Annotated in this window: 10 protein-coding genes and 1 riboswitch; of the genes, 4 read left to right on the forward strand and 6 right to left on the reverse strand. The window is 48.6% G+C overall.

Features of this window, described 5'->3' with window-relative positions; genetic code table 11:
* Positions 1-41: 41 nt before the first annotated feature.
* Positions 42-455 carry a DUF4183 domain-containing protein gene (locus AM231_RS12035; protein ID WP_054402813.1) on the reverse strand — a complete coding sequence of 138 codons (414 nt, stop codon included), beginning with the start codon at positions 453-455 and terminating at the stop codon, positions 42-44.
* A gap of 1,050 nt (positions 456-1,505) precedes the next feature.
* On the opposite strand from AM231_RS12035, the gene AM231_RS29505 reads away from it, so the two are divergent.
* Positions 1,506-1,766: a DUF4183 domain-containing protein gene (locus AM231_RS29505; RefSeq protein WP_242615197.1), complete on the forward strand. Its 261-nt coding sequence runs from the start codon at positions 1,506-1,508 to the stop codon at positions 1,764-1,766.
* A gap of 100 nt (positions 1,767-1,866) precedes the next feature.
* Here AM231_RS29505 and AM231_RS12050 read toward each other — a convergent pair whose 3' ends face one another.
* From AM231_RS12050 to AM231_RS12060, 3 genes are all read right to left on the reverse strand, one after another.
* The gene (locus AM231_RS12050) at positions 1,867-3,375 is read right to left on the reverse strand and encodes a rhamnulokinase (RefSeq protein ID WP_054402815.1); all 1,509 of its coding nucleotides are present in this window, start codon (positions 3,373-3,375) and stop codon (positions 1,867-1,869) included.
* Positions 3,376-3,441: 66 nt separating this feature from the next.
* On the reverse strand, positions 3,442-4,101 hold the full coding sequence (locus AM231_RS12055; RefSeq protein ID WP_053492858.1) for a class II aldolase/adducin family protein: 660 nt from the start codon (positions 4,099-4,101) through the stop codon (positions 3,442-3,444).
* Between the two features lie 24 nt (positions 4,102-4,125).
* Positions 4,126-5,919 (reverse strand): L-fucose isomerase, encoded by a 1,794-nt coding sequence (locus AM231_RS12060; protein ID WP_054402816.1) that lies wholly within the window; start codon positions 5,917-5,919, stop codon positions 4,126-4,128.
* A 201-nt stretch (positions 5,920-6,120) separates the two neighbouring features.
* Between AM231_RS12060 and AM231_RS12065 the strand changes: the two genes are divergently transcribed.
* On the forward strand, positions 6,121-6,978 hold the full coding sequence (locus AM231_RS12065; protein ID WP_054402817.1) for an AraC family transcriptional regulator: 858 nt from the start codon (positions 6,121-6,123) through the stop codon (positions 6,976-6,978).
* Positions 6,979-7,070: 92 nt separating this feature from the next.
* Here AM231_RS12065 and AM231_RS12070 read toward each other — a convergent pair whose 3' ends face one another.
* Positions 7,071-7,460, reverse strand: coding sequence for a 2Fe-2S iron-sulfur cluster-binding protein (locus AM231_RS12070; protein ID WP_054402818.1), 390 nt, complete (start codon positions 7,458-7,460; stop codon positions 7,071-7,073).
* Positions 7,461-7,675: 215 nt separating this feature from the next.
* Here AM231_RS12070 and AM231_RS12075 point away from each other — a divergent pair, with 215 nt between their 5' ends.
* On the forward strand, positions 7,676-8,950 hold the full coding sequence (locus AM231_RS12075; protein ID WP_054402819.1) for a stalk domain-containing protein: 1,275 nt from the start codon (positions 7,676-7,678) through the stop codon (positions 8,948-8,950).
* A 108-nt stretch (positions 8,951-9,058) separates the two neighbouring features.
* Here the strand turns inward: AM231_RS12075 and AM231_RS12080 are convergent, their stop codons facing one another.
* On the reverse strand, positions 9,059-9,535 hold the full coding sequence (locus AM231_RS12080; RefSeq protein WP_053492853.1) for a C40 family peptidase: 477 nt from the start codon (positions 9,533-9,535) through the stop codon (positions 9,059-9,061).
* Positions 9,536-9,538: 3 nt separating this feature from the next.
* Positions 9,539-9,672, reverse strand: a riboswitch (cyclic di-AMP (ydaO/yuaA leader).
* Between the two features lie 257 nt (positions 9,673-9,929).
* Here AM231_RS12080 and AM231_RS12085 point away from each other — a divergent pair.
* The gene (locus AM231_RS12085; protein WP_054402820.1) at positions 9,930-10,457 is read left to right on the forward strand and encodes a hypothetical protein; all 528 of its coding nucleotides are present in this window, start codon (positions 9,930-9,932) and stop codon (positions 10,455-10,457) included.
* Positions 10,458-10,802: the final 345 nt, after the last annotated feature.

Below are 10,802 nucleotides of genomic sequence, written 5' to 3' on the forward strand. Positions count from 1 at the left end.
CATCTTGATCCGCTTCTTCAACTACTCCATGCGGTTCTTTTTTAACTGATGATCGTAATCACTGGCGCAGATATCGTGGGCTGTGTTGTGATCGCAGACGCTGTATTGGTAAAGCTTGCAATCTCCAACAGAACTGGTGTACCTGCCAGAACATCCGTCGTATCCAAAACCAAACTAGCAGTCGTTAAAGTGGATAAAGCTAATTGTTGAAGCATGCCGTTAATATACACATTATAATATTCGGCTCCAGTCAACGCGGGAAAAGCTGTAATGGCCGCTTCGGCATCATCAATAAAGCTCGTTGCCGGCATGGTGATCGAGTCTGCTCCGATCATCGCTTCGGTGATCACCGCAAAATACCGAGTCACAGCTGGCGTTACCGTTGTCGTGATCGTTCCACCTGTGGCTACAGGGATCGATGCAACTGCGGTTATGATTGGTTTAATAACTGGCATATCATCTCTCCTCTCTGCTGTTAGACAGCATTTATTACATTTAAAATATGGCTTTGCCATAATGCTATTAAATGATAGTTTTTAAGTTTTGGTTCTGGCATCATCCCATGGTCTCCAAAATAAATTAGCGAATAACCCCTTATCCGGTCCATTTATCCTTGAAGAAGGGATATATGTCCACTCCACCCTCCCTCCGATGACATAAACTACTTACATACATTCATCCGGGGCGGTGATAAGACTGAAAACACTCGTGATCAGACGGAAACAATATCCAATACTGAAAGTAGTTCGGCATCACAGACATAGGAGCTTTAAGAAGCACAAATGCAAACATGTAATATCAACAGGCAAAACTAAACATAAATGCAAATACAAGTGTAAGTGCAAGTGGAAATATAATTCCAAAAATAATTTTAATTCCCGATCCACTTATCAGACCAACCTTTCACCTGTCCAGTATAGATGTCAAATGGGGAGCCGTGCTGTTGGTTTCCTAGGTACGCGCGGACCCCGAGGGCCTCAGGGCTCTCCAGGTATCCCCGGGCCCGTGGGCTCCCAAGGACTTCAAGGCCCTCCAGGCATCCCTGGGCCAGTGGGTCCCCAAGGGGCTCAAGGCGCTCAAGGCGCACCGGGGACGGATGGGCTTCCAAGCATCCCTGGGCCAGTGGGTCCCCAAGGGGCTCAAGGCTCTCCAGGCACNTTCCAGGCATCCCTGGGCCAGTGGGTCCCCAAGGGGCTCAGGGCCCTCCAGGCATACCGGGAACGGATGGGCTTCCAGGCATCCCTGGGTCGGTGGGTCCCCGAGGGGCCCAAGGCTCTCCAGGCACACCGGGGAGGGATGGGCCTCCAGGCATCCCTGGGCCGGTGGGTCCCCAAGGGGTCCAAGGCTCTCCAGGCACACCGGGGAGGGAAGGGCCTCCAGGCATCCCTGGGCCGGTGGGTCCCCAAGGGGCCCAAGGCCCGCAAGGTCCTCAAGGTATACCCGGCAGCGTAATTGTGCCGGAGATTAGGGTGCAGCCGACCACACTTCGTTATTTTTACCAACTAATGGCCGAGGTTAGCTTAGATACTCCCTTCATTATAACCGCTGAGCAATTTACAGATGATAACGGCAATCATTCGTTCCAGAGTTTAGAAGTCGGTTCGAACAGCTCCTCCACACTTTATATCAATGGCATGATTCAGGAAGGACGAATCTACACGCTTACTTCCGAAGCGCTGACCTTGTATTCTCCAGGCGATGTGCTCCAGTTGGGAACACCGATTTTGCTCGAAGTACTGTATCTCACCGTTCAGGTAGTGACTTGAACATGGCCGCAATGCACAAAGAACCCGCTGCAGCTCATGCTGTGGGGTTCTTTGCGATTCATTATCATTATATAACTACGCCTTTTTTCGTCAGACCTTATTATTGTACCTGCCGCTGCTTGGTAACCAACTTGTAATGCACGAAGGCAGCATTCCAATCTTCTGTGCACTCAGGCTCAAACCAGGCAAGTGGAAACGACCGCTTAACAAGCTCCACTCCCTCATTCCGGTTAGACAAGATGCCATTCGCTACGAATTGAACCAGCATATTCCCGATAGCACTGGCTTCAACCGGCCCGGCCCACACCGTTCTGCCCATGGCATTCGTCGTATAACGGCATAAGAGTTCGTTCTGAATGCCGCCGCCTACCATATGGAGTCCCTCATAATGTTGCCCTGTAAGATCCTCCAACCGCTCAAGCACTTCCCGGTATCTTAGTGCCAGGCTTTGCAGAACACACTGTACATATTCCCCGGTGCTCTGAGGAATAGGTTGCCCTGTCTCGCTGCAGTATTCCCGAATTTCAGCCAGCATATCGGAAGGATTCATGAAGCGCAGATCATCCGGATAGATGATGCTACGGAAAGGTTCTGCCTCCCGCGCCAATTCGATCAGCTCCGCATAAGAATACGTCATCCCCTCATTCTCCCACTGCCGCTTACACTCTTGAAGAATCCACAGACCCATAATATTCTTGAGCAGTTGATAGGTTTGATAGGCTCCGCCCTCATTGGAAAAGTCCTCTTCCAGCACTTCGCTGTGGACAAGCGGCTTTGAAAGCTCTGTTCCGAGAAGTGACCAAGTACCGCAAACGAGATAGGCAAAATTCGATGAATTCGCCGGCACGGCCACGACAGCTGATTCTGTATCATGCGACGCTACGGCAATCGCCTCAATCGCTGGCACGCCCAGCTCTTGGGCTACTGAATCTTGCAATTTTCCAACAATCGTTCCCGGCTGCACAGGATCCATAAACAGGGAAGCAGGAAGTCCGAGCTCTGCCATCAACTTCTCATTCCATTTGCCTTCAGTAATATGATATAGCTGGGTTGTAGTGGCCATGGTAAATTCACATGTCTGTACTCCAGTAAGAAAATAGTTTAGCAGATCTGGAGTGAGCAGAATTTTATCCGCAATCTTCAACATGGGTGACTTGGATGTCAACATCGCCTGGAGCTGGAAAATCGTGTTGAACGGCATGAATTGCAAACCGCTCTCCTGAAATAAACGTTCTCTGCCTACCTGCTTCCAGGTATGTTCCATCATACCCTCTGTCCGCAGGTCACGGTAATGGTAAGGCACTCCGATGAGTTCCCCGTTACCATCAATTAGTCCATAATCGACGCCCCATGAATCGATCCCATAGCTGACTGGCTCATAGCCGTCCTGGAACGCTTTGCGGATACCATGCTTAACTTCCTGCAGCAGCATGGGGAAGTTCCAGTGCAGATGCTCTCCAAGCTGAACAGGTGTATTGGTAAAACGGTGGATTTCCGTAATCTTCAGCATGCCGGACGAGTTATGATCAGTGAAGGTAATTTCCCCCAGCAATGCCCGGCCGCTGCTGGCCCCTAAATCAAACGCAAGCACTGCAGATGATCTGCTCATAAGCCGCTTCCTTTCTTACCTGTACTAAAACAACACTAGAAGAAACAACTCGATCGTAATCCTGTATTATTTCATCTTCTGTAAGAGTTGAATTCGATAATCCTCGCTCTCCAGTGCAGCGATATCATCCACTTCCTGGTCCGTCAACGGCACTGGTGTGCCGGCTGCCTTGGCACTCAGATAAATCTTGGCACTCTCTTCAACCACCTGGGTTCTGTAATACGCTTCGCGCAGATTCCGGCCTGTTGTGACCAATCCATGATTACCAAGCAGGATGGAACTAGCCGTTGTCACTTTCTCCGCGACGGCATTTGCCAGCAGATCTGTCGTAGGAATAATGTAAGGAATGTATGCCGTACGTCCAACTAATGCTGCCTGATCGGGAAACATCACAGGCAGGTTCTTTTCCACCAGAGTAAAGGCAATGCAATGAGACGGATGCGTATGCACCATAGCCCTGATATCGGGGTTGCTGCGGTAGCCGTACAGATGCATTAGCACTTCAGAGGAAGGCCGCAATCCCACATCGGTTATATCGCCCGTAGGAATATCGACTTCAATCCACTGCTCCGGTTCGATCTCCTCCAGCGCGAATCCGCTCGGAGACAAGTACATTTTGTCTCCTGCTCTAGCGCTGATATTCCCTCCCGGTCCTACGACGAGTCCACTGTCGACGATTTTTTTGGCATATTTGCACAGCTCGTTCCTGGTTTCTGCATTCAGCATGGTGTTCTCTCCTCTCTGTTGAGCTTACTTATATAGGGGCCCGAAATTCTGACAAGCACGGAAATCCGCGCTTTCCGGGTCGGATGTTCCGAACATCCCCCATGCCCGGGGACGAAACACCTGTTCAGCAGACACATTATGCATGTTCACCGGAATCCGCAGCACGGAAGCCAGGGTAATCAGGTCCGCACCAATATGACCATAACTGATCACGCCGTGGTTCGCTCCCCACTGGTTCATCACTTCATACACACTTGTGAATGCCCCCTGTCCTGTAAGGGTCGGAACGAACCAGGTTGTCGGCCAGGTTGGATCGGTACGCTTGTCGAGCGTATCATGCACTTCCTCTGGCAGATCGACAGAATAGCCTTCCGCTATTTGCAGCACAGGACCCAGTCCCTTCACCAGGTTCAGACGGAACATCGTCATTGGCATGCCTCCGCGCGTCAGGTAATCCGTGGAGAAGCCACCGCCCCGGAAATATTCAACAGAGGCAGGACGCCACTGGGTGGCCTTAAGCGTACGTTCCACTTCTTCATCCGTGATCTCCCAGAAAGGCTTCATGGCTGGCTTTCCGTCTATCTCCTGCTCTCCTGTTCCGTCCAGTGCCGCTGAACCGGAATTGATCAAATGCAGAATGCCGCCCGCTGCCTTACCTTCAAGCTTGTAACCAGTGACCCGCTCAACCGAAGCCGGACTCCAATACGTTCTTACGTCTGCAAAAATCTGTGCCGTATTGGTTAGCAGATAACCAAACAGCATGCTGACACCATTGAGGCTATCATTCTCTGTTGCGACAATATACGGCGACCGTTTGCCGTTCCAATCGAAGGAGGAGTTGAGCATCGTCTCCAGAAAGTCACCGTTCGGGGAGTGATCCGTCCACTGTCGCTGACCCTGAAATCCGGAAGCAATGGCACTATGGCCTTGAGCTTCCTCTTCGAAGCCAAGCTCTTTCAGGCGCGGATTGCCAATCATCAAGTCGCGCGTAATCAGCGTCATTTTAACAACGGTTTCCCACTCCAGATCCTTGCGTTCCCGGCTGTTCCGGAGATGATCCGGGTTATTATCCTGCCCTTCCTTACAGTTCTCCTTCACCCAAGCCAGTGCCTTCGCATACTCTTCAGGATCGTAGATGCCTTCCTCTAAACGACGCGTAAACTCACTCATATCGACATACTCGTTCCGCATGCCCAAGTATTCCTGAAAGAAGTTGTCATCCACGATCGAGCCGGCGATGCCCATTGATACAGAACCCATGGACAAATACGATTGTCCGCGCATATAAGCTGCAGCCAAACCACTCAGCGCAAAACGCAGCAGCTTCTCTTGTACATCATCCGGTATACGGGTGTCCCCTTCATCTTGAACGTCTTCCCCGTAGATCCCGAATGCAGGCAGTCCTTTCTGAGCATGTGCAGACAGCACAGCAGCCAGATACACCGCACCAGGGCGTCCTGTTCCGTTAAAGCCCCATACCGCTTTTGGTCGCGAAGGATCTGCATCCATCGTTTCGGTTCCATAACACCAGCATGGGGTAACGGTTATAGTGAGACCCACCTCGGCATTTTTGAATTTTTTGGCGGCTGCAGCCGCTTCTGCTGCCCCACCGATGCAAGTATCCGCAATCACGCATTCTACAGGAGCTCCATTCGGGTATTTAAGCTCTTTCGATAAGAGTTCAGCAACAGCCTTGGCCAGATTCATGGTCTGATCCTCCAGCGATTCCCGAACCCCTCTTCGTCTTCCATCTATCGTAGGGCGAATACCAATAGTCGGAAATCCATCCCGCCATCTGTAATCGTTTTCAAATGTCATAAAATCCGCGCCTCCTCTAAGGAATATGACAACATTGTAAGTTTTTTCGCCATGATGGATAACCCACTATTTTGTTCGATCAACCCACAATTTCAGCAAGACAGTGAACTTTATCCTTATCAAGGTGTAAACGATTCCAACACGGAGGACAATTATGCATTATAATATGAAGAGATGCTGCATTTCAGGAGGGACAAGACCGTGCCAAAGATCGAAATCACACATAGCAAAAGCGATCACTTCCGCTTCATCAAAGAGCCTCAATTACTCTTTGCCGGGCAAGTCTTAGATGAAGACTTCTTCTATGGTCCACCCCAGATTCACGATTATTGCGAAATTATCTATGTAGTAGAAGGACGCGGAGAATTCAATATCGCTGGAAAGAACTATGAGCTCCATAAAGGCGATGTTGCCATATACAATCCCGGTATTCCCCATGAAGAGAAATCCATCACGGACGGACCATTCAAGGTCATCTATTGTGGCGTAGATTCGCTTCACATTGAAGGAGTCCCCCAGGGCATGCTGCTGCCGCCTGCTGTCGAGCCGGTCATATCCTGTGAGAAATATGCTTATAAAGTTGAGAGCTATTTATCAGAGATCCTTCGTGAATGCGATTCTCAGGTGCTGGGATACGAAACCTTGAGCACCAACCTGCTGATGTCATTGATTACCGTCATCTATCGCATAGTGGATGTTAAGCACCAGTTTCAATCATTGAAAGGTAAGAATGAAATCGCTCTGCGGACCAAACATTTTATCGACGCGAACTATACCCAGAGCATCAGTCTCAAAGATATCGCTGATACCATGTATGTCAGTCAGCACTATCTCTCCCATCTATTCAAAAAAGAACTTGGAGATTCCCCCTTCAATTATCTGATATCCCGCCGAATAGAAGAGGCCAAGCGGCTCCTGGCAGATTCCAACAAGCCGATCCATGAGATTGCTTCTCAAGTGGGCTACGGCAACGATAAGTATTTCTCGATGCTGTTCAAGAAAATGACTGGCCAAACGCCAAGCTCATTCCGGGAACAGCGTAAGACAGTTTTGGAATGAAGACTTATTCATGACTTTCCACCAAAAAAAGCAGGCAGCCGTTTTTGGCTGCCTGCTTGTATCTTAAACGTTTCTCTTGTTCATCCCCATCATCAAAAGTAGGGAGTATGCTTGATTTTAACGGGACCGACCGCTTCGATCTTGCTCTGGCATCCAAGACGGTACCCCTCCTCCATCTCTTCCGGATCAAGGCGGCGTTCTTCAGCCAGATTGGGTTCGGATAAATACTCGATTCCCTCAATCACCAGACATCGACAGCGGGCACAAGTACCTCTTTTGCAAAAAGAGTTCCAGTCCACGTCATTCCGCTCGGCCAGATCAAGCACCGTGATCCCTAAGACAGGCGCTACGCTGCGTTGAACCTCACGGCCCGAAAGCTCAATCAGTAAATCCGGTACCGCTTCGACCATCTCTGCCGCTGCTGGAGTACGCTGCTTCTCTACGCTATTCCCACTCTTCTTATTCTTCCAGAATTTAAACACCCTAATCCCCCTATGCATGTAATCATCAGGCTATGTATGAATTCCTGTATTTATTATACTTGAAAGTTTAATAAATCAACATCTTTACTCTTATCGATTCTATGACACTTGGAATTGGAACTCTATGAAAATTTTGTTATACTAACGTATGCTAGATTCTAATGACTTGAAAATAATACCACTCTATTAAATATGGGTTGGGAGGAAAACGAAGCATGCTGTATAAAAGAATCGGAAAAACGGTTGTCGCCTCCGCTCTTGCCTTATCCTTGCTTGGAGTCGCGCATGATCCTGGTCAGACATATGCCGAGCCGGCCATATCGGTAAAGCTGGATAATGTACCGCTGACATTTGATGCCGCTCCACGCATAGACAAAGGGGTTACCTATGTTCCATTTCGAACGGTCGGGGAAGCACTAGGCATTGACATCAAATGGAACAGCAAGACGCAAACCGTAAAGGCCACAGGTAGTGTGCAAGGACAATCCACTGAGGTTCTGCTCCAAGTGGGAAGCACTACGGCAACTGTTAACGGAGCAAAGGTTACACTCGCTGCTCCGCCGGTCCAGCGGGATGGCCGCGTGCTGATTCCACTCAGTTCCTTCAGCAGCCAATTTGGTGTCGATGTCGGCTGGAATCAGGCAACTCGTACGGTCTCCCTTGTGTCTCCAAAACGCGAGATGCATCTTAGAGCCTTCTATGCTGTGAGAGCATACCAGGAACTGGATCTGGTGAAATCCATGAACTCCGTTGCATTCGGATGGAGCCGTATTGATCGTAATGGTCAGTTTACGCTTCAAGGAGATGAATACCGCCTGCCTGCTTCAGATGGGGATGTTACACCGCAATCCATTGTAGCAGATGCAGCCGATCAAAGCATTAAACCTTACCTTATGGTCTATGCCTTGGATGGAAATGGAGAGCTGACCAAAGTTCTGAGCGACAGCAGTCTGCGACGAAAATCCATTGAAGGCATTACAACAGCAGTTGCTGAGAATGGATTTGGCGGGGTCGTGCTTGATTATGAAGGACTCGGTTTCAAACTGGACGCTGTAGAACAACAGAAGCTGTTAAACGATTATGTCAAACAATTAAAAGCTGCATTGCCGAATGACATCGCCCTGTCCTTAGCGGTACCGCCGCTGAACAGCGCCTATAAAGGCTATGATTACAAGACGCTTGCAACCATCGCCGACGATCTTATTCTTATGGCGTATCAATATAACCCTGTGGGCACCAAAGAACAGGTTCCTGAACCAAATAGTTTGGTTGACAAAGCGATACAACTGGCGCTTCAGGCAGGTGTACCTAAGCAGAAGCTTCTGCTTGGCATCAATTTAAACAGCGAAACAGGCACTTCCGTGAACGATAAGCTTGGTTTGGCGAAGCGTTATGACCTTAAAGGTGCTGCTTTCTGGCGTCTTGGATTGTTCCGTCTCTATAACAATGGAATGGACGCCGCCGTCAACGCTTCAGTTGTTAAGGAATAATAAGAGGGTATACCCGTAAAGAAGAGTTCATTATTAAAAAAAGAAAGCCTGACAAGAGATATCTCTTGATCAGGCTTTCTTGTTATGTATCGATACCTAAACTACCAATTAGCTTGCACTTCCTACCAGCTTCGCATAGCTTTCTTGATTCAATACACGACGTGCTGTAACATAACGAGGCTCATAATAGGAGTCGCTAAGTTCGCTGATTCTTACTCCCTTGCTGCTGGAAGCATGTGCAAATTGTCCATTGCCAATGTAAACTCCTGCATGCGAAATACCGCTGCCGCTCGTATTGAAGAACACCAAGTCTCCAACCCGCAGATCTTCACGATCTACATGGACTCCCGCTTGAGCTTGTCCTTGGGAAGTACGCGGAAGATCAACGTCAAAATTTCTAAACATGTAGAGAATAAAACCGGAGCAATCAAATCCACTAGTGGTTGTTCCGCCCCATTTGTACGGAGTTCCTACCAATTGCTTCACTTGATGCTGAAAGTTCGGTTGTTGATCAGCAAACGCTGTCACGGCACCTGAAGAAAAAATAATTGCAGACCCGAGCAATGTGATGGCAAACTTCTTCAAAATATATTCTCTCCTTCGATGCCTACGGAGTTAGCTAAGGGTTCGGTTGAAGGTTCCCTATACTCTCTACGGTACAAGAATAATTCACCCAAGACGGTTCCCCCGTTTTCACAAACGAAATTCGGCAAAATTCATTAACATTTTGTAACCTTCTCTTAATATAGTATACAAGCAAGGATGCTGTCAATATTAACCTAGCAATCTATCACTTTATGTTTGCGGCTGTCGCAAATGTCCATATTTTCTGTCTGACTTGTACCTTTTCTTACTCTGTATTCATGACAATTATGTAACTCTGAGTGTTTTTGCGCCGTGACTTTTTGCACATCCAGCAACTTTTTATCATTTGATGCGTTTATATGGTCAGATACGTAATCCGAAGAGGTGAATTCATATGAATCAAATTACGATGGCCGAAGCGTTGGCTGTCCGGGCAGCCATAAACCGTCTCATGAATCAATTGATATCGGAGCGAATGAATAACAGCAGCACGATTATTGAAAAAGGAGAAACTGCTGAGTATCCTTCGCGCAGTGTGGACGTCATTACCGAGGAACTCGAAGTCGTTGCTGCGGATTACAGAAAGCTGGATCTGCTGATGGCCATTTCCAATACAACCCAAACCATTCCCTGGAATGGCACGGATATTACAATTATGGAAGCCATCGAGCTGGCCAAGCAAATACGCAGTGATATCGGACAGCTTGCCCATCTTGGCGCTCGTAAGAAGCTGGAGCGTCAGAGCAGCCGGGGAAGCGGGGATGGTGCCGTAACTCTATTCAACGTTGCCTTATACGATCCTGAAGCTTATCAAACGCAGGCACGGAAGAAGGAGCGAGAAGTTACAAAGCTCTCTTCGCTGATTGAACATGCTAATCACTCAGCGATGATTTCCTTTGACGCATCAAAATATATGGAATAGCGTCTGCCGCCGGCTCCAAGCCTGCAACTACATTACTTGCGGGTTTGGAGCCGGCGGTTAACGCTGGCGGGCGGGAAAGTGCGGGCAACCGCTTGTTGTTTGTCGGATACAAACAAACCGATAGGAAACCACCAAATCGCCTACAATGAAAAACGGATGACGACTTACGATTTACGCTTATCACATGTTACTTGTAACGGACTTCGCTTACGCAAATATGATCGCTCCGTTTCCCGCTCTCTCCATTACCTGCAAAAAGCCGCCCTTATGAACTGCACCCCAATTGTTAGACACATCTAACAGTTGGAGGTGCAGTTTTTTATGACTAAATTTACTAAGGATAGC

It is taken from the genome of Paenibacillus solani (genome assembly GCF_001277345.1).
GTDB lineage: Bacteria > Bacillota > Bacilli > Paenibacillales > Paenibacillaceae > Paenibacillus_AQ > Paenibacillus_AQ solani.

Bases quoted from the DNA above. Each gene is read 5' to 3' on its own strand.
- AM231_RS12055 (WP_053492858.1), bottom strand. From the start codon at position 4,101: ATGCTGAATGCAGAAACCAGGAACGAGCTGTGCAAATATGCCAAAAAA.
- AM231_RS29505 (WP_242615197.1), top strand. From the start codon at position 1,506: ATGGCCGAGGTTAGCTTAGATACTCCCTTCATTATAACCGCTGAGCAA.
- AM231_RS12035 (WP_054402813.1), bottom strand. From the start codon at position 455: ATGCCAGTTATTAAACCAATCATAACCGCAGTTGCATCGATCCCTGTA.
- AM231_RS12085 (WP_054402820.1), top strand. From the start codon at position 9,930: ATGAATCAAATTACGATGGCCGAAGCGTTGGCTGTCCGGGCAGCCATA.
- AM231_RS12075 (WP_054402819.1), top strand. From the start codon at position 7,676: ATGCTGTATAAAAGAATCGGAAAAACGGTTGTCGCCTCCGCTCTTGCC.
- AM231_RS12050 (WP_054402815.1), bottom strand. From the start codon at position 3,375: ATGAGCAGATCATCTGCAGTGCTTGCGTTTGATTTAGGGGCCAGCAGC.
- AM231_RS12060 (WP_054402816.1), bottom strand. From the start codon at position 5,919: ATGACATTTGAAAACGATTACAGATGGCGGGATGGATTTCCGACTATT.